Source organism: Novosphingobium huizhouense, assembly GCF_020179475.1.
Lineage (GTDB): Bacteria > Pseudomonadota > Alphaproteobacteria > Sphingomonadales > Sphingomonadaceae > Novosphingobium > Novosphingobium huizhouense.
Genome location: NZ_JAILXZ010000002.1, coordinates 111123 through 134759 on the forward strand (window position 1 = coordinate 111123; position 23637 = coordinate 134759).

21 protein-coding genes are annotated in these 23637 nt (G+C 68.6%); 6 read left to right on the forward strand and 15 right to left on the reverse strand.

The features are described 5' to 3' along the window. Nucleotides 1–4: 4 nt before the first annotated feature. Together K3A85_RS08760 and K3A85_RS08765 are read right to left on the reverse strand one after the other, a co-directional pair. Nucleotides 5–1594: an alpha-amylase family glycosyl hydrolase gene (locus tag K3A85_RS08760; protein ID WP_225206136.1), complete on the reverse strand. Its 1590-nt coding sequence runs from the start codon at nt 1592–1594 to the stop codon at nt 5–7. A 64-nt stretch (nt 1595–1658) separates the two neighbouring features. Beyond that, a complete protein-coding gene (locus K3A85_RS08765) occupies nt 1659–2066 on the reverse strand; it encodes a PilZ domain-containing protein (protein ID WP_225206137.1) in 408 nt (135 codons plus the stop codon). A gap of 190 nt (nt 2067–2256) precedes the next feature. Here K3A85_RS08765 and K3A85_RS08770 point away from each other — a divergent pair, with 190 nt between their 5' ends. Beyond that, nucleotides 2257–2487 (forward strand): hypothetical protein, encoded by a 231-nt coding sequence (locus K3A85_RS08770; RefSeq protein WP_225206138.1) that lies wholly within the window; start codon nt 2257–2259, stop codon nt 2485–2487. Between the two features lie 5 nt (nt 2488–2492). On the opposite strand, the gene K3A85_RS08775 is transcribed toward K3A85_RS08770, so the two are convergent. Both K3A85_RS08775 and K3A85_RS08780 read right to left on the reverse strand, forming a co-directional pair. Further along, nucleotides 2493–2783, reverse strand: a complete 291-nt coding sequence (locus K3A85_RS08775) for a hypothetical protein (protein WP_225206139.1) — start codon at nt 2781–2783, stop codon at nt 2493–2495. A 94-nt stretch (nt 2784–2877) separates the two neighbouring features. Then, complete coding sequence (locus K3A85_RS08780) at nt 2878–3576, reverse strand: pirin family protein (RefSeq protein WP_225206140.1); 699 nt, start codon at nt 3574–3576, stop codon at nt 2878–2880. Between the two features lie 122 nt (nt 3577–3698). Here K3A85_RS08780 and K3A85_RS08785 point away from each other — a divergent pair, with 122 nt between their 5' ends. Beyond that, the gene (locus K3A85_RS08785) at nt 3699–4619 is read left to right on the forward strand and encodes a LysR family transcriptional regulator (protein WP_225206730.1); all 921 of its coding nucleotides are present in this window, start codon (nt 3699–3701) and stop codon (nt 4617–4619) included. 359 nt (nt 4620–4978) lie between these two features. On the opposite strand, the gene K3A85_RS08790 is transcribed toward K3A85_RS08785, so the two are convergent. Genes K3A85_RS08790 through K3A85_RS08815 form a run of 6 tightly spaced genes read right to left on the reverse strand, consistent with a single transcriptional unit; the run spans nt 4979 to nt 11947 of the window. Beyond that, nucleotides 4979–5824 (reverse strand): FAS1-like dehydratase domain-containing protein, encoded by an 846-nt coding sequence (locus K3A85_RS08790; protein ID WP_225206141.1) that lies wholly within the window; start codon nt 5822–5824, stop codon nt 4979–4981. Then, nucleotides 5821–7407, reverse strand: a complete 1587-nt coding sequence (locus K3A85_RS08795) for an acyl-CoA dehydrogenase family protein (RefSeq protein WP_225206142.1) — start codon at nt 7405–7407, stop codon at nt 5821–5823. The genes K3A85_RS08790 and K3A85_RS08795 overlap by 4 nt, the downstream gene beginning before the upstream one ends. Further along, nucleotides 7407–8618 (reverse strand): acetyl-CoA C-acetyltransferase, encoded by a 1212-nt coding sequence (locus tag K3A85_RS08800; RefSeq protein WP_225206143.1) that lies wholly within the window; start codon nt 8616–8618, stop codon nt 7407–7409. Before K3A85_RS08800 ends, K3A85_RS08795 begins: the two co-directional genes overlap by 1 nt. A 4-nt stretch (nt 8619–8622) precedes the next feature. Continuing rightward, the gene (locus K3A85_RS08805) at nt 8623–9831 is read right to left on the reverse strand and encodes a CoA transferase (RefSeq protein ID WP_225206144.1); all 1209 of its coding nucleotides are present in this window, start codon (nt 9829–9831) and stop codon (nt 8623–8625) included. Nucleotides 9832–9835: 4 nt separating this feature from the next. Continuing rightward, the gene (locus K3A85_RS08810) at nt 9836–11017 is read right to left on the reverse strand and encodes an acyl-CoA dehydrogenase family protein (protein ID WP_225206145.1); all 1182 of its coding nucleotides are present in this window, start codon (nt 11015–11017) and stop codon (nt 9836–9838) included. A gap of 12 nt (nt 11018–11029) precedes the next feature. After that, nucleotides 11030–11947, reverse strand: coding sequence for an SDR family NAD(P)-dependent oxidoreductase (locus K3A85_RS08815; RefSeq protein WP_225206146.1), 918 nt, complete (start codon nt 11945–11947; stop codon nt 11030–11032). Nucleotides 11948–12045: 98 nt separating this feature from the next. Between K3A85_RS08815 and K3A85_RS08820 the strand changes: the two genes are divergently transcribed. Together K3A85_RS08820 and K3A85_RS08825 are read left to right on the forward strand one after the other, a co-directional pair. Next, nucleotides 12046–12807, forward strand: a complete 762-nt coding sequence (locus tag K3A85_RS08820) for an IclR family transcriptional regulator (RefSeq protein WP_225206147.1) — start codon at nt 12046–12048, stop codon at nt 12805–12807. 75 nt (nt 12808–12882) lie between these two features. Beyond that, nucleotides 12883–14181 carry an HD-GYP domain-containing protein gene (locus tag K3A85_RS08825; RefSeq protein ID WP_225206148.1) on the forward strand — a complete coding sequence of 433 codons (1299 nt, stop codon included), beginning with the start codon at nt 12883–12885 and terminating at the stop codon, nt 14179–14181. 177 nt (nt 14182–14358) lie between these two features. On the opposite strand, the gene K3A85_RS08830 is transcribed toward K3A85_RS08825, so the two are convergent. Next, a complete protein-coding gene (locus K3A85_RS08830; protein ID WP_225206149.1) occupies nt 14359–16050 on the reverse strand; it encodes an NAD(P)/FAD-dependent oxidoreductase in 1692 nt (563 codons plus the stop codon). 41 nt (nt 16051–16091) lie between these two features. Beyond that, complete coding sequence (locus K3A85_RS08835; protein ID WP_225206150.1) at nt 16092–16403, reverse strand: PilZ domain-containing protein; 312 nt, start codon at nt 16401–16403, stop codon at nt 16092–16094. Between the two features lie 186 nt (nt 16404–16589). Here K3A85_RS08835 and K3A85_RS08840 point away from each other — a divergent pair, with 186 nt between their 5' ends. After that, complete coding sequence (locus K3A85_RS08840; RefSeq protein WP_404822917.1) at nt 16590–17804, forward strand: dipeptidase; 1215 nt, start codon at nt 16590–16592, stop codon at nt 17802–17804. Between the two features lie 21 nt (nt 17805–17825). Here the strand turns inward: K3A85_RS08840 and K3A85_RS08845 are convergent, their stop codons facing one another. The 3 genes from K3A85_RS08845 to K3A85_RS08855 form a co-directional block, all read right to left on the reverse strand. After that, nucleotides 17826–18404, reverse strand: a complete 579-nt coding sequence (locus K3A85_RS08845; RefSeq protein WP_225206151.1) for a twin-arginine translocation pathway signal protein — start codon at nt 18402–18404, stop codon at nt 17826–17828. A gap of 92 nt (nt 18405–18496) precedes the next feature. After that, nucleotides 18497–20005, reverse strand: coding sequence for a Ppx/GppA family phosphatase (locus K3A85_RS08850; RefSeq protein WP_225206152.1), 1509 nt, complete (start codon nt 20003–20005; stop codon nt 18497–18499). An 18-nt stretch (nt 20006–20023) separates the two neighbouring features. Then, a complete protein-coding gene (locus K3A85_RS08855) occupies nt 20024–22195 on the reverse strand; it encodes an RNA degradosome polyphosphate kinase (RefSeq protein WP_225206153.1) in 2172 nt (723 codons plus the stop codon). Nucleotides 22196–22583: 388 nt separating this feature from the next. On the opposite strand from K3A85_RS08855, the gene K3A85_RS08860 reads away from it, so the two are divergent. Further along, nucleotides 22584–23615, forward strand: a complete 1032-nt coding sequence (locus tag K3A85_RS08860; RefSeq protein WP_318248077.1) for a sulfate ABC transporter substrate-binding protein — start codon at nt 22584–22586, stop codon at nt 23613–23615. Nucleotides 23616–23637: the final 22 nt, after the last annotated feature.

The window sequence follows — 23637 nt, forward strand, 5'->3', positions numbered from 1 at the left end:
CGGGTCAGCTTTCGTCGAGGGCGAGGATGACGCCTTCGTCGGCGCGAAGGCGGCCTGCGGGCCGGTCGGGGCCGCAGGTCGAAAGCAGCAGCCGCCCGTCGAGCGGGCAGGGCGCGTCGCGCCCCGACAGGTTGAGCGCGACGCCCAGGCGTTCGCCGCCGCGGGTGCGGGTGAAGGCGAGCACCTGCGCATCGACATACGCCAGCGCGAAGTCGCCGAGCGCCAGCGCGGGGCGCGCGCGGCGGAGCGCGAGCAGGGCGCGGGTCAGCGCAAGCATCGATGTCGGGTCGGCCGCCTGCCGCGCCACGTTGCGCACGCGCCAGTCGTCGTTGAGCGGAAGCCACGGCTCGACGCTGCTGAAGCCGGCGTTGGCCGAGCCGTCCCACGGCATCGGCGTGCGCGCGCCATCGCGCCCGAGGCCGAGCCCGGGCTGGCGCAGGTCCTGCGGATCGCGGATGCGGTCGGGCGGGATGGCGACCTTGCCGATCGCCAGTTCGTCGCCCTGGTAAAGCGTCGGCGTGCCGCGCAGCGTCAGCAGCAGCATCATCGCGACGCGCGCCTGCGCCTCGCCCAGCCGCCCGGCGATGCGCGGCGCATCGTGGCTGCCGATCACCCAGTTGGGCCAGGCCCCGGGCGGCAGCGCCGCTTCGTAGGCTTCGATCATCTCGCCCAGCGCCCGCGGCTCCCACGGCGTGTCGAGCAACTGGAAATTGAACGGCAGGTGGACGCCGGGCGCCTGGTCGGTGCCGTAATAGCGCATCAGCTCGGGCACGGGCAGGCACACCTCGCCCACCAGCAAGGTGTCGCCGGTCGCCTCAGCCAGCCGCCGCATCTCGGCCGCGAGGTCGAGCACCTCGGGCTGGTTCGCGGAATGGTGCTGGAGAACCTTGAACTTCTCGCCCAGCGCCGGGCGATAGTCCGGGTTCGGCGGATTGTCGGGCAGGCCGTCCGCCTTGAAGCAGTGCCACAGCACGTCGATGCGGAAGCCGTCGACGCCGCGGGCGAGCCAGAACTCGAGGACGCCCAGCATCGCCGCGCGGACCGCGGGGTTGCGCCAGTTGAGGTCGGGCTGTTCGCGCAGGAACGCATGGAGATAGTACTGCCCGGTCGCCTCGTCCCACTCCCAGGCCGAGCCGCCCATGTCGCTGGTCCAGTTGTTCGGCGGTCCGCCGTCGGCGGCCGGATCGCGCCAGATGTACCAGTCGCGCTTCGGGCTGGTCCGCGAACGCCGGCTCTCGAGGAACCACGGGTGGCGATCCGAGGTATGGTTGGGAACGAAGTCGAGGATCAGCCGCAGCCCTGCCGCGTGGACCTCGCCGACCAGCGCATCGAACTCCGCGAGGGTGCCGAACATCGGGTCGATCGCGCAATGATCGGCGATGTCGTAGCCGAAATCGGCCATCGGCGAGGGGTAGATCGGCGACAGCCAGATGGCGTCGACGCCAAGGTCCTGGACGTGGCGAAGCCCGCGCCGGATCCCGGCGAGATCGCCGATCCCGTCGCCGTCGGCATCGAGGAAGGAGCGCGGATAGATCTGATAGACGACGCCGCGCTGCCACCAGCGCGGTTGGGGATGGTGATCGGGGGAGGGCATCGCAGCAGACAATGCGCAGCACCGCCGCGCCGTTCCCCCGGCGAGGGTCAGCCCCGCCGCATCCTCAGACGCGGCGCATCTTCGTCGGATCGACCCGAGGAGTGTAGACGCGGTGGCGATCCTCGATCTGCCATCCGGGCGCGGCGGTCGGCTCGGACGACTTGCGCTGCAGCGCGGCTTCGATCGCGTCTGCTTCGAGCTTGTCGTCGAGCGCCACCCCGAAAGCCTGGCCGGTCACCCAGCGCACCGTTCCGTGAACCGTGATGTCGCCGGGAAGCCGGACGGTGACCGATTCCCCCTTTTCCGGTGCGATCGTCCGGCAGGTCATGCCGAGGCCGAAATCCGAAAGGTTGCGCACGATCACCTCGTGGCTGTGCCCGGCCAATGTCACCAGCGTGGCGCGCAGGATCCGCGCGCGCCGGTGTTCGCGGCCCACGCGCTTTTGCAGGTTCGACGCGCCATCAAGGTTCATGAGGAAGGCTCAGCCCAGCTCCCGGTGCGATGCGCCGGAATGCGCTCGCTTGTCGATCCTACCCTCCATGAGTCACTTTATCGTTAAGAACCATGGAGTTAGCGCTACGTAACGACGCTAGGGGAACCACCGTGGCGCAGCCGAGTTACAGGGCTAGGGCTGTTGTATGTATTTAAGGATTTGGACCGGAATGGCTTGGACTTATCGTATTGTCGATCATGGACAGCATTACGTGCTGCACGAAGTGGAGGTGGATGACGACGGCTCCGTCTGCGGGTGGGTCCGTCGCTCGATCGATTTCGCCTGCGACCGCGACCGCGGCGCGGCCGGCATCGTCTCGTCGCTCGAGCAGGCGCTCAAGGAAGCGCGCGCCGCGCCCATCCTGAAGCTGTCGAAGGACGGATCGCTGGTCACCGCCTAGCCGGCTCAGCCGGCGAGGAGCGCGATCGCCTCCAGTTCGACCTCGCTGTAGCCATGGCCGCGCAGCGCGTCGATTACCGAGCCCGACGGCTCGCGGCCGAGCGCTGCGCTGCACATCAAGGTGTGCACCGCCGCCAGTTCCCCCGCCACCGGAGCAGCGGGCCTGCTGCGGAACAGCCGCGCCAGGGGGCCGCCCCGCTCGGCATTGCAGGCGCATCCGGCCACGGCCTTCATCGACCGGCGCACCCGTTGCCACTGGTGCTGGGCGAGCGCCGGTGCTGTCGCGTGTCGTGCCATGGATCGTTCTCCGTTCGTGGCAGGGCGCCCGCGCGGGCGCCCTGCCGTTCTGGTGCTGCCGTTCTGGTCCTGCCGCCCTAGTGCTTGGGGTCGATCAGGCCGCGTCGACCAATACGATCTCGCTGTCCTCCAGCGCAGTGACGCGCAGCACTTCGAGCTCGCTGATCGCGGCACCGTCGCGGGCATTGACGACCACGTCCTCGATGCTGACCTTGCCCGTCGCCGGCACCAGGTAGCCCTTGCGCGCCGCGCCCAGCGGATAGTCCACCGTGTCCCCGGCCTTGAGCGTCGCTGCGACGACCCGCGCGTCGGTGCGGATCGGCAGGGCATCGCCATCGCCGGCATAGCCCGAGGCGAGCGTGACGAACTGGCCGGTGCGCTCGCCCTTGGGGAAGGGCCGCGAACCCCAGCTCGGGTTCTCGCCCTGCCGCGTCGGGATGATCCAGATCTGGAAGATCTTCGTGACGACATCTTCCATGTTGTATTCGGAATGGCGGATGCCGGTGCCAGCGCTCATCACCTGGACGTCGCCCGCTTCGGTGCGGCCCTGGTTGCCCAGGCTGTCCTGGTGGGTGATCGCGCCTTCGCGGACGTAGGTGATGATCTCCATGTCGCGATGCGGGTGGGGGGGAAACCCGGTCTTCGGCGCAATGGTGTCGTCGTTCCACACGCGCAGGTTGCCCCAGTGGACCCGCGCCGGGTCATGGTAGCCGGCGAACGAGAAGTGGTGCTTGGCGTCGAGCCAGCCGTGGTTTTCGCCGCCGAGGCTGTCGAAGGGACGAAGTTCGATCATGGTTGGTCTCCGAAGAAGCGGCAGGGTGCGTCGCTTCGTTGGTAGCGAGATAGGCCTTGCGCGCCTTTCTGTTCAGAAGGATAAAATCGCTCGGATTGTTCCAGGAATCGGAAAAGAAGCGCATGGCCAACCCCGGCACGCCGACATTCGACCAGCTGCGCATCTTTCTCGCCATCGTCGATACCGGCAGCTTCGCCGCGGCGGGGCGAAAGCTCAACCGCGCGGTTTCGGTGATCAGCTACGGCATCGCCAATCTCGAAGCGCAACTGGGGCTCAGCCTGTTCGACCGCGAAGGCACGCGCAAGCCCACGCTCACCACCGCGGGCCGCGCGCTGCTCGCCGAAGCGCGAGCGGTCGCCGAGGGCATGGATGGCCTTCGCGCCAAGGTGAAGGGCATGCTCGACGGGCTCGAGGCCGAGATCGACGTCGCGGTCGACGTGATGATCCCGCCCGACCGGCTCGGCAAGGTGCTGCGCGGTTTCGCCCAGACCTTCCCCACGGTGCAGCTGCGGCTCCATGTCGAAGCGCTGGGCGCGGTGACCGCGATGGTGCTCGACGGCAAGGCCATCGTCGGCATCTCGGGGCCGATCACCGACGGCGCGGAGCGGGTCGCGGCGGGGCAGACGCTGATGGTGCCGGTGGCCGCGCCCGATCACCCGCTGGCGCGGATGGACCCGATCCCGCCCGGGGCCGGCCGCCACTATACCCAGCTCGTGCTGTCCGACCGTTCGCGCTTCACCGAGGGCCGCGACTTCGCCGTGGTCAGTTCCAAGACCTGGCGCCTCGCCGACCTCTCGGCCAAGCACGCCCTGCTCAAGGAAGGCATCGGCTGGGGCAACATGCCGATCCACATGGTCGAAGGCGATCTGCAGTCGGGCGCGCTGGTCAAGCTGGCGATGCCCGACACCACCGAGGGCGTCTATGGTTTCTGGGGCATCTGGCGTCGCGACCTGCCGCCCGGACCCGCTGCGCAATGGCTGCTCGACGAATTCGTCGCCTCGACTGCGCTGTGCAAGGAGTACGAGGGACTGCCCGAGGTTTAGTCGCTGCGGCAAGCCTGTCCCCCGGCAGACGGCGCGGCGCACGGCCCGTCCTGGCCGGCTCCGGGGCTTGCGGTCCGGACCCGGTCGGACGAACCGATTTGCCTGTCCTACACCCGGCGCTTCGGGCAGAAGTGGCGCCCATGTCCAGGCCTTCGCGACAATCCCTCAGGCCGCGGCGGCGTTGCGCCGAATTGATCGACGCAGGCGATCAATACCGCGACACTGATCGATCCGAATTTTTCCCCTGGACAGTGTCAACTGTGTCAACCTTGTTGGAGATTGCGCGATCCGGGAAGCGGCGTGCAACGACTTCCGAGGCGGGCGAATCGAGGCTGCACCGAGCCTTCTGCCCGCCGGCCTCAGCGCAGCCGCGCGCTTGCATCCATGACCTGCCGACCGTCGCCGGCGAAGGCGCCGAGCGTCAGCGCGTCGCCCTCGCGCCGCAGGGCGAGGTGGAGATCCTCGCCGCAGATCGCGGGCGAGGTGCCGCGGAAGGCGAAGCGGGCAAGCGCATTGTCGCCCAGCTCGCGCCGGGCGAGGTCGAGCAGCAGGGTGGCGGTCAGCGGGCCGTGGACGACGAGGCCGCGATAGCCTTCCCCGGCGGTCGCATAGGGCAGGTCGTAGTGGATGCGGTGGCTGTTGAAGGTCAGCGCCGAGAAGCGGAACAGCAGCGCTTCGGACGGGGTGAGCGTGCGCACCGCGTCCCAGCCGCTCGCCTCGAACCGGGCGGGGCCGGGGGGCGGCGGGGCGGGCGGCGCATCGGCGGGGGCGGCGGCGCGATAGACCAGCGATTGCACCTCGCGCACCGCGGCGACGCCATCGGCGCGGGTTTCGTGCTCCACATCGACGAACACCAGCAAGCCGCTGTTCCCGCTCTTTTCCCTGACCGAGGCGACGCGGCTGATCCGCTCGATCGCGGCGCCGGCGGACAGGGGGGCGAGGAAGTCGACCTTGCTCGATGCCCACATCCGGCGCGGCAGCGGGACGGGCGGCAGGAAGCTGTCGGGGCTGTCGTCGCGCAAGGGGTGGCCGTCGCCGCCGAGCCCCGCAGTTGGCGCATCGGGCAGGCACAGGCACCAGTGCAGCCCTTGCGGGATCGCTGCGGGGACAGGCCGGTCGAGCGTCGCGCACCAGCGCGCGAGCAGGCCGTCCGACACCCGGTCGGTCCGCCGCTCCTCGCGCCCGATCCAGGCGTCGAAGCTCAATTGCGCCCGCCCGCGAGTCCGCGCGCGATGACCTGCGCCTGGATCTCCGCCGCGCCCTCGAAGATGTTGAGGATGCGCGCATCGCACAGCACGCGGCTGATCTCGTATTCGAGCGCGTAGCCGTTGCCGCCATGGACCTGCAGCGCCGCATCGGCATTGGACCAGGCGACGCGCGCGGCGAGCAGCTTGGCCATGCCCGCCTCGATGTCGCACCGCTTGCCCAGGTCCTTGGCGCGCGCGGCGTCGTAGGTCAGCTCGCGGGCCACGACGAAGTCGACGAGGCTCATCGCCAGCTTGTCGGACACGCGGGGGAAGTGGACGATCGCCTGGCCGAACTGCTTGCGATTGAGAGCGTAGTCGAGCGCGAGCTCAAGCGCACGGCGGGCGACGCCCACGGCGCGGGCGGCGGTCTGGATGCGCGCGCCTTCGAAGGTGCGCATCAGCTGCTTGAAGCCCTGCCCCTGCTCGCCGCCGAGCAGCGCGTCCTCCGGCGCGGTCATGCCGTCGAACTGCAGTGCGTATTCCCGCATCCCGCGATAGCCGAGCACCTCGATCTCGCTGCCGGTCATGCCGGGGGCGGGGAAGGGGTCGGCCTCGCTGCCGCGCGGCTTTGGCACCAGCAGCATCGACAGCCCGGCATAGCCCTTGGCGTCGGGCAGGGTCCGGGCGAGCAGCGTCATCAGGTCGCTGCGGCTGGCATGGGTGATCCAGGTCTTGGCGCCGTCGATCACCCACTGCCCGCCATCGAGCCGGGCGCGGGTCTGGAGCGAGCCGAGGTCGGAGCCGGTGTCGGGTTCGGTGAACACGGCGGTCGGCAGGATCTCGCCGCTCGCGATCTTGGGCAGCCAATACGCCTTCTGCGCCTCGGTCCCGCCGCCCGAAATCAGCTCGCCGGCGATCTCGGAGCGCGTGCCGAGCGACCCGGCGCCGATCCACCCGCGCGACAGCTCCTCGGTCACGAGGCACATCACCAGCTTGTTGAGCCCAAGCCCGCCGTAGCTTTCGGGGATGCACACGCCGAACGTGCCGAGGTCGGCCATGGCCTGCACCGTCGCATCGGGGATCAGGTCGTTGGCGAGATGCCACTTGTGCGCGTGGGGCAGGATCTCGCTGTCGGTGAAGCGGCGATACTGCTCGCGGATGGTGTCGAGGTCGGCGTCGTGGAAGCTCTCGCTCGGCCAGAGGCCGTCGGCGAGCATCATCGCCAGTTCGCGCCGGGTCGCGGCATGGTCGGCCTCGATCAGCGCGGCGAAGGCGGCGTGGAGCGCGCGCGCCGCTTCGGTCAGGTCGAGGTCGGCTGGGCGGAACATCTCGTTCTGGCCCATGGCGAGGCCGCCGGTCAGCTGCGCGCCCAACTCCGCGAAGGCGAGCCTCGCCACCAGCGCATCGACCGGGTTCGCGGCGCCGTTCCGCTCGAGCCATCCGGCCACCGATTCCAGCGCGGCGACGGTCGTTGCGACCCATGCGAAGCCGTGCGCGGCGCGCTGCTCGTCGTCGATCCTGCGCGCTTCCAGGCGGCGCGCCAGCGCGGCCCGGGCGGCATCGCGGAAGGCGCGCGCGGCGTCGAGTTCGGTGCCGAACATCACGCCCTCTCGAACACCGCGGCAATCCCCTGGCCGCCGCCGATGCACATCGTCTCGAGGCCGTAGCGCCCGTCGCGACGCACCAGTTCGCGCGTCAGGTTGGCGAGGATGCGCCCGCCGGTCGCTCCGATCGGATGGCCGAGCGAGATGCCCGAGCCGTTGACGTTGAGGATCTCGTTGCGGCTGTCGTCCTTCGACCAGCCCCAGCCCTTGAGCACGGCGAGGACCTGCGGGGCGAAGGCCTCGTTCAGTTCGACGAGGTCGATGTCCTTCCACGACAGGCCGGTGCGCGCGAACAGGCGCTCGACCGCCGGGACCGGGCCGATGCCCATGCGGCTCGGCTCGCAGCCCGCCGCCGCCCACGAATGGAACCAGGCGATGGGCTCGAGGCCCAGTTCCGCGAGCTTGTCCTCGGCGACGAGCAGGCAGGCGGCCGCGGCATCGTTCTGCTGGCTGGCGTTGCCCGCAGTGACCACGCCGCCTTCGATCGGCTTGAGTGCACCGAGCGTTTCCATCGTCGCATCGGGGCGATAGCCTTCGTCGTGGTCGAACAGCTTGGGCTCGCCCTTCTTCTGCGGCACGGGCACTGCGACCAGTTCGTCGGCGAACAGGCCCTTTTCCCACGCGGCGGTGGCGCGCTGGTGCGAGCGGACGGCATAGGCGTCGGCGTCCTCGCGGCTGATGTCGTAGTCTTTCGCAAGGTTCTCGGCCGTCTCGATCATGCCGGTGATGACGCCGAAGCGCTCGACCGGCTGGCTCATCACGCGGCCGCGGGTCAGGCGGTCGTGGATCGTCAGGTTCCCCATGCGCACGCCCTTGCGCAGGTCGGTGGTGTAGTGCTCGACGTTGGACATCGATTCCACCCCGCCCGCAACGACGACGTCGGCGGCGCCGGTCTGGATCATCATCGCGCCGTTGACCACCGCCTGAAGCCCCGAGCCGCAGCGCCGGTCGACGAGGTAGCCCGGGACTTCGAGCGGAAGGTCTGCGGCAAGCCACGCCCAGTGCCCGATCGCGGGCGCTTCGCCGCTGCCGTAGCCTTGCGCGAAGATCACGTCGTCGACGCGGGCGGGATCGATCTTCGTGCGCTCGATCAGCGCCTTGAGGATCACCGCGCCCAGCTGGCCGGCGTTCATCGAGGCGAGCGAGCCGCCGAACTTGCCGACGGCGGTGCGGATCGGGGCGACAACGGCGACGCGGCGCAGGGTCATGGCATCATTCTCCGGTTCGTCCGACACCGACAATGCCGGCATCGATCAGGCGGGCGATCTCGCCCGAGGACAGCTTGAGGCGTTCGGACAGCACGGCTTCGCTGTGCTCTCCGTTCAACGGAGCAGGGCGGGGTTCGCCGCGCTCGAGGCCGGGCACCGTGGCGAAGGCGCCGACGGCAGGATAGGCGCAGCCGCTGGGATTGGAACTCGCCCCGAAGATCGGGTTGTCGTCGACCAGCGCCGGATCGCGCGCCGCATCGAGCATCGTGCGATAGGCCGAATGGACGATCCCGGCGCCATCGAAGGCGGCGGCGAGATCGGCGTGGTCGCGCGCGCCGATCGCCGCTTCGAACAGCGGGAACAGGGCATCGCGGTGGCCGAAGCGCAGGCCGTCGTCCTTGGCGAAGGAGACGCCGCGCGCCGCTTCGATTGCGGCGACTTCCGCCTCGATCCCCAGGGTCTTCAACAGGTTTGCCCACTGGCGGTGGGTGACCACGACGATCATCGTGCGCACGCCGTCGGCGGTGACGAAATCGCGCCCGAACAGGCCGTAGACGGTATTGCCCATGCGCGGGCGGTTCGCCCCGCCGACCAGCACTTCGGCAAGGCTGCCCAAGTTGGCGACGGTGCCGATGGCGACGTCGGACAGCGGCAGCCGCACTTCGCCGCCGTGGCCCGTGGCGTCGCGGCGGCGCAGCGCGGCGAGCAGCGCGAAGGCGGCGTAGGCGCCGGTCAGCAGGTCCCAGGCCGGCAGCACGTGGTTGACCGGCTCCGGCCCCGCGCCGGTAAGCATCGGATAGCCGACCGCGTTGTTGACGGTGTAGTCGAGCGCCGGGCTGCCATCGGCCCAGCCCATTACCCGCACGGTGATGAGGTCGGCCCGCTCGCGCGCCAGCAGGTTGTGGGCAAGGAAGCCTTCGGCCGGGAAGTTGGTGATGAACTGGCCCGTGGCGCGCACCAGCGCCTGGAGCAGCTCGCGCCCTTCCGGCCGCCCGAGATCGAGCGCGACCGACTTCTTGGCGCGGTTGAGGTTCTCCCAGTAGAGCGAACCTCCTGAAGGCCCCAGCGGCCAGCGCCGGAAGTCCGGTCCGCCGCCGATCTGGTCGACGCGGATCACGTCTGCGCCCATCTGCGCGCAGTAGAGCCCGGCGGTGGGGCTGGCGACGAACGACGACGCCTCTACCACCGACAGTCCGTTCAGGAGATCGTACAAGGCTTCAGCCTTCCACGCCGGCGGCGAAGTTGCGCAGCATCTGCTTGGCGATCACCAGCTGCATGATCTGGGTGGTGCCTTCGTAGATCCGGTAGATGCGGCTGTCGCGGAAGAAGCGCTCGGCCTCGTATTCGGCGAGGTAGCCCGCGCCGCCGTGGATCTGCACGCAGCGATCGGTGACGCGGCCGCACATTTCCGAGGCGAACATCTTGAACGAGGCGGCTTCCATCAGGACCTTCTGCCCGGCGTCGGCCTTGGCGATGGCGTCGCGCATCATGCACTGCGCGGCGTAGATCTCGGCCTGGCTGTCGGCCAGCATCGCCTGGATCAGCTGGAAATTGGCGATCGGCTCGCCGAAGGCCTTGCGCTCGTTGGCATAGCGCACCGCGGTGTCGAGCGCGCGCTTGGCATAGGCGGTCGCCGCCGCGCCGACCGACAGGCGTCCGTTGTCGAGGCTCTGCATGGCGACGGCAAAGCCCTTGCCCTCTTCCCCGCCGAGCAGGGCTTCACCGGGGACGTAGACGTCCTCCATGATGATGTCGGCGATGTGGCTGCCCTGCTGGCCCATCTTCTTGTCGCTCTTGCCCACGGTGATGCCGGGCGTGTCCATCGGCACGATGAAGGCCGAGACGTGCGCGTTCTTGGGCAGCGATTCCTTGTTGGTGCGCGCCATGATCAACGCCACCTTGGCGAACGGCGCGTTGGTGATGTAGCGCTTGGTGCCGTTCAGGACATAGCCGTTGCCCGAGCGCACCGCGGTGGTCTGAAGACCCGCCGAGTCCGAGCCCGAGCCCGGTTCGGTCAGGCCGAACGAGGCGATTTCACCAGCGGCGAGGCGCGGCAGCCATTCGGACTTCTGCTCGTCCGTTCCGTTGAGCTTGATCGCCGAACAGACCATGCCGAGATTGATCGAGGTGATCGAGCGATAGGCCGGCAGCGCGTAGCTCAGCGTGTGGATCGTCTCGACGTACTGGGTGATGTTCATCCCCGCGCCGCCGTATTCGACCGGCATGGTCAGCCCGAACAGGCCCATCTCGCGCATTTCGGCGAGAATGTCGTCGGGGATCTTGTCCTCGGCGATCACTTGCGCTTCCGCGGGGATCAGCCGTTCGCGGACATAGCGCTTGAGCTGTTCGTGGAACTGCTCGAAGACTTCGGGGTCCATGCCCGTATTGGGGGTGCTCATCGGGGCCTCTCCTCAGACCGGATCGTAGGGGAACACGTGCGCCGAGACTTCGTCGGCGCGCGCGAAGGCGGGCTTGAACGCGGGCACCAGCTCGTCGGCGATGGCCTGCGGCGTCCAGCCCTCCAGCTTGACCATCGAGCGCACCGGGCGCGGCTTGTTGAACAGCAGGATTTCGTTCTTGCGCACGGCGAAAATCTGGTTGTTCACGCCCTGCGCCGCGTCCGAGGCGAGGAAGGCGACGAGCGGGGCGATCTTGTCCGCGCTCATCGTCTTCATGCGTTCGACGCGCAGCTTCTGCTCGGGGGTTTCCGCCGGGATCGAGGCGGTCATCCGGCTCCACGCGAACGGCGCGATGCAGTTCGAGCGCACGCCCCAGCGCGCCATGTCGAGCGCGATCGAATGCGACAGCGCGACGAGGCCGAGCTTGGCGGCAGAGTAGTTGGCCTGGCCGATGTTGCCGATGAGGCCGCTGGTCGAGGTGAAGTGGATGAAGCTGCCCGAACCCTGTTCGCGAAAATAGGGCGTGGCCGCCTTCGACACGTTGAAGGCGCCGGTCAGGTTCACGTCGATGACGCTGGTCCAGTCCTCGTAGCTCATCTTGTGCCAGATCGTGTCGCGCAGGATGCCGGCGTTGTTGACCACCGCATCGATACGGCCGAAGCGCTGCACCGCGTCCTCGACGATGGTGGCTGCAGCTGCGGGATCGGCCACATTGGCGAAGTTGGCGTACGCGCGCCCGCCGGCGGCGGCGATGTCGGCCACGGTGGTGTCCGCAGGCGCGGCGTCTGCGCCATCACCGCCTTGCGCGACGCCCGGGTCGTTGACGATGACGGCGGCGCCTTCGCGCGCGCAGAGCAACGCGATTTCGCGGCCGATGCCGCGACCGGCGCCGGTGATCGCCACAACCTTGCCTTCGAGAATGCCGGGCATTCGAGTCTCCCTGATCGCGCTTGAGGCGCTAACCGCTCGGTTAATCGAGTTCAACATTGCGAATTGCTTTTCACAGGCGTGAAATCTATCGCTGCGGCGTGCCCGGTCCCGTCCGCTCCGTATCGCAGGCTTTCGCGATCCTTCGGCTCCTTTCGGTCGAAGGCCCGCTGACCCTGTCCGAGGTGGTCCGCGAGACCGGGCTATCGCCCTCGAGCGGGCTCAACCTGTTGCGCACGCTCGTCGCCGAGGGGATCTGCCAACGCGAAATCGCGGGCAAGCGCTATCGCCTGGCCGAGGGCTGGGCGCAGGCCGGCGTGCTCGGCGATTCCGGCCCGTCGCGCCGCATCGCGGCGGCGCGGCCCGCGCTCGCCCGCTTCGCCCGCGAACACGACACCGCGACCGGCCTGTGGCAGGTCGTGTCGAACGAGCGGCTCGCCCTCGTCGCGCTCGGCGAAAGCGGCGAGGCGACGCGGATCCACATGGTCGAAGGACAGCGCCAGCCCATCGGCGGCGGATCGACCGGGCGCGCGCTCGCCGCATCGGCGGGCCTCGACCACGCCGAGCTGGTGCGGCGGTTCTCGAAGGTGCGGTGGCGGCGCCGGATCGACCTTGCCGCCTGGGTCGAGCAGATCGCGCGGGCGCAGAGCGTCGGCTATGCGATCGACGACGGTTTCAACCATCCCGGCATCTGCTCGGTCAGCGCCACCGTTCCTCCGGGGCCGGGCGAGGGCGGGGCGGTGCAGTTCTGCGTTTCCGCGTCGATTTTCGCCGGATCGCGCAGCGACCGCGAGATCGAGGCGCTGGGGCGCGCGCTCGTCGACCTTGCGCAAGGCCCTGCGCTCTGCGGCCGCGATACGTAATCACGGCTAAGCCGGAACAAGTCGTCGCCAAGCATGCGCGAGCTATCCTTGGATAACTCCTGTTGCGGTACGCCCATGCTCAAACGCGTCAATACGAACGAAGTCCGGCTCGGGATGTTCATCCACAAGCTCGAAGGCAGCTGGTTCAAGCATCCCTTCTGGAAGGCCCGGTTCCTGCTCGAGGACGAGGACATGCTCGACCTGCTGCGCGACAGCGCGGTTCCCTCGGTCATCATCGACACCGCCCGCGGCGACGACGTGCAGCACGTCCGCGTGCTCGAGACCGTGACTGCGTCCGTCGACGAGCCGATCCGCACGAGCGCCCGGCGCGCGTCGTTCGGCCGTGCGCGGCGCTCTCCGGTGAGCGGCGACCGCCTGCCTCCCGCCTCGTCGCTGAAGGCGGGGGGGGTGAGTGCGGCGGCCGAGTTCGGCGCGGCACGGCGGGCGGCCGGCCGCGCGGGGCACATCGTGAACCGGATCTTCCTCGAATCGCGGCTCGGCAAGGCCGTGGCGGCAAGCGACGTCGAGCCGGTGATCGAGGACATCTATGCCTCGATCCAGCGCAATCTCTACGCGTTCAACGGGCTGCTGCGCTGCCAGCAGGAGCGCAACTACGTCTACGGCCACTCGCTGGCGGTCAGCGCGCTGATGATCGCGCTGGCCCGCACGATGCGGCTGACCCCGCACGACACGCGCGAGGCGGGGATGGCGGGCCTGCTGATGGATATCGGCGTCGGGCAGCTGCCGCCCGAGGCGGCGCCGGACGACGGCGACTATCGCCGGCTCCCGGTGGAGCTGCAGGAGGCGCACGTGATCACCGGGCACGCGCTGCTCAAGGCGGCGGGGGACATCCCCGAACAAGTGCTGCGGGTATGCCTGCGCCACCACGAACGGCTCGATGGCAGCGGCTATCCCTATGGCCTTGCCGGGCACGATCTCGACGTCCTGTCGCGCATGGCGGCCGTCTGCGACTGCTACGACAATCTCGTCACCGGGCATGGCAGCGCCAACGGGATCGACCCGGCCGATGCGATCAACGCGCTGCAGGCGATGGGACCCGCGCTCGACCAGCAGGTCCTGCGACACTTCATCGACACCGTCGGGGTCTATCCGATCGGCTCGTTCGTTCGCCTGCGCTCCGACCGGATCGCGATGGTCGTCGACGAAGCGGCCGCCGACAACGCCAAGCCAACCGTGCGCATCTTCCATTCGCTGCGGCAGGGGGGAGCGGTTCGCCAGGCGACGCTCGTCCTGTCGCAGTGCTACGGAGAGGACGACATTGCCGGCACCGCCGATCCCGAAGCGCTCGGCCTGGGGGACGCCGGGGCCTTGCGCGAAAAGCTGCTGGTTGCAGCGGAGCGCGAGGCGTCCTGATCACTTCGCCAAGACAAAAAAAGGCCGCCAGGTTGCCCCGGCGGCCTTGGAAGTTTGGGAGAGGATGCCTGAAAGGCCCCCCGCAAATGGGCTGCCGGCGGTCATGGTGCAAGTGCGAACGGAGCAATCGGGGTTGCAGTTTTCGCACTCATACGAATTCGGCGCGCGGCTGCGCGGTCAAGCCTCGCCGACCGCACTGGGGCCGACCGTACTGGGGCCGACCGCACCGGGCGTTGCGGCGTCGCCGCCGCGCAGGAGGTCCATCGCCAGCGCTTCGGCGACCTTGATCCCGTCGACCGCGGCGGAGAGGATGCCGCCGGCATAGCCCGCCCCTTCACCGGCAGGGTAGAGCCCGCGGGTGTTGATGCTCTGGAAATCGGCGCCGCGGCGCATGCGGATCGGCGACGAGGTGCGGGTCTCCACACCGGTCAGGATCACGTCGGGATGGTCGTAGCCCGGGACCTGGCGACCGAACACCGGCAGCGCCTCGCGGAACGATTGCAGGACATAGTCGGGCAGGCACTGCGCAAGATCGGTCAGCTTCACGCCGGGCTGATAGCTCGGCACGACCGCGCCGAAGTCGCCGCTCGACGGTCGGCCGGCGAGCACGTCGGACAGCTTCTGGCCCGGCGCCTTGTAGTCCGCGCCGCCTGCGGTGAAGGCGAGGCTTTCCCATTTGCGCTGAAATGCGATCCCCGCGAGCGGCCCGCCGGGATAGTCGCGCGACGGGTCGATATCGACGACCAGCCCCGAATTGGCATTGAACTCCGCGCGCGAATACTGGCTCATGCCGTTGGTGACGACGCGCCCTTCTTCGCTGGTCGCGGCCACGACGCGGCCGCCCGGACACATGCAGAAGCTGTAGACGGTCCGTCCGGTCGACTTCGCCTGGTGCGAAAGCGCGTAGGCCGCGGCGCCGAGGATGTCGTTGCCGGCAAAGGCGCCGTAGCGCGCCTTGTCGATCCAGCTCTGCGGGTGCTCGATGCGCACGCCGATCGCGAAGGGCTTGGCCTCGATGTGGACCCCGCGGTCGTGGAGGACGTGGAAGGTGTCGCGCGCCGAATGACCGACCGCCACGACGACGTGGCGCGCCGGAAGGAACGCCCCGCCCGAGAGGTGCAACCCGGTGATGCGCCGCTCGCCGTCGCGCTCTTCGACTTCGAAGTCCTCGACCCGGGTCTGGAAGCGGTATTCGCCGCCGAGACGCTCGATCGTCTCGCGGATGGACATGACCATGGTGACGAGGCGGAAAGTGCCGATATGCGGGTGCGCCTCGGTCAGGATGTCGTCGGGCGCGCCGGCCTTGACGAATTCGACGAGAACCTTGCGCCCGAGATGGCGCGGGTCCTTGATCCGGCTGTAGAGCTTGCCGTCCGAGAAGGTGCCTGCGCCGCCTTCGCCGAACTGGACGTTGGATTCGGGCGTCAGGACCGACCGGCGCCACAACGCCCAGGTGTCCTTGGTCCGCTCGCGCACGGCCTTGCCGCGCTCGATGATGATCGGCTTCAGTCCCATCTGCGCCAGGATCAGCGCCGCCAGCAGGCCGCAGGGACCGGCGCCGATCACCACCGGACGCGGCCCGTTCCAGTCGGCCGGCGCCATTACCGGAAAGCGGTAGCTGGTGTCGGGCGAGGGACGGACGTGCGGATCGCCGGCGTTGCGCGCCAGCACCGATGGCTCGTCGCTGACGGTCGCGTCGATCGCATAGACCAGCTTGATCGCCGACTTGCGCCGCGCGTCGTTGCCGCGGCGCACCACTGCATACCGGACCAGCTCGGACGGTTCGATCTGCAGCCGTTCGCAGACGGCGCGGTCGAGATCCTCGCCCGAGTGGTCGAGTGGCAGCTTGAGTTCGGAGAGGCGGAGCATGGGCAGGGCCCTAGTCGCTGTGCGCCGTCATGAAAAGATCGTCAGGCCCCGCAGCGCTCGATGATGGCGTCGAACACGGCGGGATGGAGCGGCTCGGGGAAGGCGCAGCCGGCGGTGAAGCCGTCCGACCACATGACGATCGCACGCCTGGGTTCGAGCCCCGGAAGCGTCACCCAGACGATCTCGCCGGGAGAAAGCCGGTCGGCGCAGGACAGGCGCAGCCCGTGCATCGACAGGTCGAGCACTTCGGCGCCGAGCCGGGCGATCCTGCGGCGATACTGGGCATGGACGTTGACGACGCGTCGCGGCGAGCGTCGGTCGATCCGAGCGGGTACACGTTCGGGCGAATCCATAAGACACCCTCCGCCTTGCCTTTCCTGCAGCTTTTGCCGCAGACCGGCGACAATAGCGTACTGCAGTATGAACAGCAGTTAAATGCGTCTTTCACAATTCTTCGCAATGTAGCGCGGATCTGGCGGGCCGGTTCGGCCAGGGAAGGGAGTTTGACAGCGGCCCTTCCATGGGTTTGACTGGAACGCGTGAAAAAGACGACCCTGATCGCCGCAAGCCTGCTTGCCATCGCCGCCGTTGGCCCCGCTGCCGGGGCGAAGCCGACCCCGAGCCTGCACGAGCGGCTGCTGACGCTCGATACGCATCTCGATACGCCGGCCTCGCTCGACCTGCCCGACTGGTCGATCGCCGACCTGCACGAGGGCGATTATACCCAGGTCGACGTTCCCCGCATGCGCCAGGGTGGGCTCGATGGCGGGTTCTGGGCGATCTACACGCCGCAAGGGCCGCTCGATGCCGCCTCGACCGGCGCGGCGAGGAACTTCGCCTTTCGCCGCGCGGCGCGGATCCTCGAGATGGTCGCGGCCAACCCGCGCGACTTCGCGCTGGCGGACAAGGCTGCCGATGCTGCGCGGATCGCCGGTTCGGGCCGCCGGGTGGTGTTCCTTTCGATCGAGAATGCCTGGCCGCTGGGCGACGATCCGGGGCTGATCGACGCCTTCCACGCGCTCGGCGTGCGGATCGCGGGCTTTGCCCATTTCAAGACCAACCAGTTCGCGGACAGCGCCACCGATGCGGCGCGGTGGGACGGTCTCAGCCCGCTCGGCGTCCAGTTGCTCGCGCAGATGAACCGGGTCGGGGTGGTTCCCGATCTCTCGCACAGTTCCGATGCCGCGCTTGCCGATGCGCTGCGCCTGTCGCGGACCCCGATCGTGCTCTCGCACTCGGGCTGCCGCGCCGTCTACGACCATCCGCGCAACGTCAGCGACGACCAGCTGCGCGCCCTGGCGGCCAAGGGCGGGGTCATCCAGATCAATTCGGTCTACCTGCACAAGGCCGAGCCGAATCCGGCGCGCACCGCCGCGATGGAGGCGCTCGAAAAGCAGTATCCCGAAGGCGCGACGCTGTCCCGCGAACAGCGCGCGGCCTACCTTTCGGCTCGCCACGAGATCGACCGGCGCTACCCCGAGCAGGGCCGCGCGACCTTCGACATGTTCATGGCCAACCTGCTGCACGCGATCCGCATCGCCGGCATCGACCATGTCGGCATCGGCGCCGACTGGGACGGCGGCGGCGGGGTGGTGGGCATGGAGGACGTCGCCTCCTTGCCGAAGATCACCGCCGCGCTCCAGGCCGAAGGCTTCAGCGAGACCGATATCGCGAAGGTGTGGTCGGGCAATATCCTGCGCGTGCTTGCCGAAGCCGAAGCCGAGGCTGCGCGCGAGGGCAAGCCCGCGGCATAGGCGCGGTATCGCAAGGCCTGCTCAGCCGGCGCCGCCCTTCTTCGCTCGCGCGGTCAGCGCGTCCCATTCCTCCCACGCAATCGCGCGCCCGGGATAGGCGACGTTGCGGAAGGGCCAGGCCCTGGCGATCCACCCGCGCGTCCAGCGATAGATTTCGGCATCGAACCCTGCGTCGTACTCGGCCTTGGTCACCCAGATCCGCACCATCGCGTCGTAGGGGGCAACCGGGCTCGGGTAGACGTAGATGCAGCCGCGCTCGCGCTTCCCGTCGGGCGTGAGGATCGCATAGGCGAAGGATTGGCGGTTGCGGAAGCGGGCCTGCTCCGTTTCCATGTCCTTGACCGCATCGGCTGCGGTGATCCCGGGCGTGGGCCAGTCGGTGCTGCGCGTGAACGTCTCGTTGAGGTGCCTGATCGACGACATGTAGGCGGCGTAGTCGATCTGCGTCAGCGCAGGCCCGAGCGGCACGATCCGGAACCCGTCCCCTTCGACCAGCACCGGGGGTTCGAAGCCCGGCGGCAGGAACCCGGGCGCCGGTCGTTCGACCGGGGCGCCCTCCTGCGCCGGCGCGGCGCTTGCAGTTGCGAGAACCAGCAGCATCCCCAAGGCAGCCCAATGCGGTCTCATCACCCTTGCCTTTCACCCAGCGAACCGCTTGCAGCCTGGGTGTTGCCGGCGCCGCCGCCAATACGTCAAACCGCGCTGGCGACGCTTCCCGGCGGGGTCGTGCGGATCTCGGGGCGCAGGCCCATGTGCGTGGCGAGCGCCTTGAGGTCGCGCTCGGTTCCCTCGTTGACCAGCACCTGGAGGTCGTGCGCCACCTCGAGCACCAGCCCTTCGCCTTCCACCCGGAGCGCGCTGCCCGAAAGGCCGGGCGCGGTGCAGCCGCTGAAACGCCGGCAGAGCCGCGCGGCGAGGCCCCAGGTCACCGCCTCGCGAAGCTGCTGCTCGTCGGCGATCCGCAGCAGATCGGGCGACAGCTCGCTCTTGCCGGTGTTGGCGATGATCGCGGCGGCAAGCATCGCCCGGTCGCTGGCCGAGGCGCCGATCCACCGCTTGCGCAAGGCCCAGTCGCGCGCGAGGTCCTGCCGCAGGTTCGGCTCGACGAGCGCCGAGGCGAGGCACAGCATCGTGGCGGACAGCCGCAGGCGTTCGCGCCGCTCCGCGCCTTGCGCCAGCGATGCGCTTGCGGTCCAGCCGGCGATCATCGTCGCCGTGCCCGGCGAGACGCCTTCGTCGCGCACGAAGTCGGCAACCCCGGCGACCAGCGGGTCCTGCTGGCGGACGTGCTCGGCCATCGCTTCCCACATCAGGCCTTCGCGCAGCCCCCAGGCCGAGAACACCAGGCGGGCGGGCTGCAAGGTCTGGACGAGGACCGCGATGAGCGCGGCGGCATCGGGCAGTCCGGCAAGGCGCGAGGAGGAGATGTTCGGGATCGGCACGAGCGCGTCCACGCGCATGCGCGCCAGACTGCGCGCAAGCTTCAGCGCTTCGCCGGCATCGATCGCAAAGCCGTGCGGATCGTCGATCGGCCAGCGAAGCTTGACCATCGCATAGCGCGCAAATGCCCGCAGCGACCCGCCGACGAGGTAGAGCGTGGTGCCGGGCTCCACCTGCCACTCGGCCTTGGCCAGCGCCTTGCCGACCTTGCGCGCGAACGCGGTCTCGCCCTCCGCTCGCAATGCCGGCAGGCGCAAGGTGCCGAGCGGCATCGAGATCCCGTGGCGGCACTGGCCCTGTTCGATGTCGACGAGTTCGAGGCTGCCGCCGCCGAGGTCGCCGACCACGCCCCTTGCCGCGGGGAAGGCGCCGATCACGCCATGCGCGCTGGTCACGGCCTCCTGCTCGCCGGTCAGCAGACGCGGCTCGAAGCCGAGCGCCCTGACCGATTCGAGGAATTCCCTGCCGTTGGCGGCATCGCGCGTGGCGGCGGTGGCGACCACCTCGACATGCTCGACCCCCTTGAGCTGCAGCAGCGCCCGGTAGCGCCGCAGCGAGGCGAGCGCGGCGCCGCGCGCCTTTTCCGACAGCATGCCGGTCTCGGCCACCGCCTTGCCGAGGCGGGCGGTGACCTTTTCGTTGTGCAGCACCGCCGGGGCCCGCAAGGGGCCGCCGTAGATGACCAGCCGGACGGTGTTCGAGCCGATGTCGATGATGGCGCGCGGCGGGACGACGGTGGGTTTCTTGCGGTTTCTGACCATGACCTCGGGTACGGACGCCTATTCGGGTTTTGCCGTTGCGCCACCACGGCGCAGCGCAAGCTTGGGGACCTTGCGGCCCTTGGTAAGGGCTGCGCCCCGCCCGGAAAGCGAGGGGTTGGTCATGAAATAGCGGTGGACGTTGAAGGGCTTGCTGCCCCCTTCGATCCGATGGTAGCTGCCGTCGCCGTCGAGCTTCCAGCTCTGCTCGGTATCGATCAGGTTGGCCAGCATCACCTGGTCGAGAACCTGGTCGTGGACCGTCCGGTTCCGGATCGGGACCATCACTTCGACCCGGCGGTCGAGGTTGCGCATCATGCCGTCGGCCGAGGTGATGAACAGCCGCGCCCGGCGGTTGGGCATGGCGGCGCCGTTGCCGAACGCCCAGATGCGGCTGTGCTCGAGGAACCGGCCGATGATCGACTTCACGCTGATGCGTTCGGACAGCCCGGGCACGCCCGGACGCAGGCAGCAGATGCCGCGCACCACCAGCGAAATCTCCACGCCCGCGGCGCTCGCTTCGTAGAGCCGGTTGATCAGCTGGCTGTCGGTCAGCGAATTGAGCTTGGCCCAGATCGTGGCCGGCTTGCCTGCCCTGGCAAAGGCGATCTCGCGGTCGATGCACTCGTAGAGCTTGCGCCGCAGCCCCACCGGCGAGATCGCCAGCATCTCGGTGCCGCGCGGCTCGATGTAGCCGGTGATGAAGTTGAACAGTTGCCCGGCGTCGCGGCCGAAGCGCGGATCGGCGGTGAAGAACGACAGGTCGGTGTAGATGCGCGCGGTCACCGGGTGATAGTTGCCGGTGCCGAAATGGCAGTAGGTGCGATAGCCGTCGCCTTCGCGGCGCACGACCATCGACACCTTGGCGTGGGTCTTCCAGTCGACGAACCCGTAGATGACCTGGACCCCGGCGCGTTCGAGCTGGCTCGCCCACATCAGGTTCTGCTCTTCGTCGAACCGGGCCTTGAGCTCGACCACCGCGGTCACCGACTTGCCGGCTTCCGCCGCCGCGATCAGCGCCGCGATCACCGCCGACTGCTTGCCCGCGCGATAGAGCGTCTGCTTGATCGCGACGACATCGGGGTCCGACGCGGCCTGGCGCAGGAAGTCGATCACCACGTCGAAGCTCTCGAACGGGTGGTGGATCACGATGTCCTTCTCGCGGATCGCGGCGAAGCAGTCGCCGTCGTGCTCAAGGATGCGTTCGGGGTAGCGCGGGGAATAGGGCTCGAACTTGAGCTCGGGGCGTTCCTCCTCGAGGATCGCGGCAAGGCCGGTCATCGACAGCAGCCCCGGCGACTTGAGCACCAGCGCGTGGTCGAGCCGCAGCTTCTCGCGCAGCAGCTCCTCCGCTGCCGGATCGAAGTCCGCCTGGAGCTGGAGCAGGATCACCTTGCCGCGCCGGCGCCGCTGGATCGCGGTGCGGAAGTGCCGCACGAGGTCCTCGGCGTCCTCCTCGATCTCCATGTCGCTGTCGCGCAGCACGCGGAACACGCCGCTGCCGTTGATCTTGAAGCCGGGGAACAGGCGCGCGGCCTTGCGCCGGATCATGTCCTCGATCGAGATCCACGCCGCATCCTCGCCGGGCAGGCGCACGAAGCGGGGGAAGGCGGGCGGGATGAGGATCATCTCGCGCACCTGCGCGCCATCGGCGACGCGGGTCAGCGAGAACAGGATGCCCGTGCCCTGGTTCGCGATGAAGGGGAAGGGGTGCGCCGGGTCGATCGCCTGCGGGGTGAGCGCGGGAAGCATGTGCTGCTCGAAATAGCCGGCTAGCCATTCGGCTTCGTGCTTTTCGAGCTTGCGGTCAGAGATGATCCGCACGCCGGCCTTCTCGAGCTGCTTCGACAGGTCGTCGAGGATCGCGTGCTGTTCGTGGACCAGCGCCGAAACCGCCCGGTTGATCGCCTGCAGCTGCTGGCCGGGCGTAAGGCCATCGATCGAGATCTCGTCGATCTGCTGGCGCACCTGGCCGGCGAGCCCCGCCACGCGGACCATCATGAATTCGTCGAGGTTGCTGCCCGAGATCGACAGGAAGCGCAGGCGTTCGAGCAGCGGATAGCTCGGATTGCGCGCTTCGGCGAGAACCCGCCGGTTGAATTGCAGCCAGCTCAGCTCACGATTGAAGTACCTGCCGTGGGGCAAGTAGCCGTCGGCGGCGGTTTCGGCCCCCGTGCCACCAGGCGATGTCATCGATCTTGTCCTTGCTTTTGACGTTTCGGTGCGACGCCCATGGTTACGCGGAGTTTCACGCAGGTTGCAATCCGGGCAGGTGCGCACGCGGCCGGTTCGATTGCAACCCTCAGGACATTGCTTTCCCCGGCGGCTTCCGGTCAATCTCTACTCGATCGGTCGAGATTGGAGGGCGCTTCGCCGCAGGATGATATTCTACCAATTGAGTTGAGTATCTTATGGATCCCGCCGGGCTGATTCGGTCGACCGATGGACCGGCATGAACACGCGCAGATCCCCCTGGGACCGCACGGATTGAAAGGCGGACTTTAAGACGTAATAGAACTCCTGCTATGTCTACAAAGCTGATTGAGTTTATTCCGACGGCACCAACAGGGAGTGAACGCCAATGAACCGCCGCGCTATCGTCTCGGCTACCCTTGCCCTCGGCCTGATCGGGCCGATGCTCGCAGGGTGCTCGGGCAAATCGGCCAACCCCAATGCGGTCGAGCTGACCAATGTCTCGTACGATCCGACGCGCGAGCTGTACCAGGCGATCAACCCGGCGTTCGCCACCTACTGGAAGCAGAAGACGGGCAAGGACGTCACCTTCCGCATGAGCCACGGCGGTTCGGGCAAGCAGAGCCGCGCGATCATCGACGGGCTCGAGGCCGACGTCGCCACGCTGGCGCTGGCCTACGACATCGACGCCATCGCGGCGAAGGGCAAGCTGCTCCCGGCCGACTGGCAGAAGGCGCTGCCCGACAATTCGGCGCCGTACACCTCGACGATCGTGCTGCTGGTCCGCCAGGGCAATCCCAAGGGGATCAAGGACTGGGGCGATCTCGTGAAGCCCGGCGTCCAGGTGATCACGCCCAACCCCAAGACCAGCGGCGGCGCGCGCTGGAACTTCCTTGCCGCCTGGGCCTACGGCAAGAAGGCCGGCGGCGGTTCGGACGCCGCGGCCGAGGCCTTCGTCAAGAAGCTCTACGCCAACGTGCCCGTGCTCGACAGCGGCGCCCGCGGCGCCACCACCACGTTCGTCGAACGCGGCATCGGCGACGTGCTGATCTCGTGGGAGAACGAGGCGTTCCTTGCCGAGAAGGAGCTGGGCAAGGGCAAGTTCGAGATCGTTGCGCCTTCGCTGTCGATCCTCGCCGAGCCGCCGGTCGCGGTCGTGACCGAGAACGCGAAGAAGCACGGCACCACCGAAGTCGCCGATGCCTATCTGCGCTATCTCTACACCCCCGAGGCGCAGACGGCGATCGCGCACGCGTTCTATCGTCCGCGCGATCCGCGCATCGCCGAGCAGTTCAAGTCGCAGTTCCCGCAGATCCCGATGGTCACCGTGGACAAGGACTTCGGCGGCTGGGCGCGGGCGCAAAAGCAGTTCTTCGACGACGGCGGCGTGTTCGACCGCATCTACACTGCCAAGAAGTAACCCTTCCGTTTCCTGATCGAGC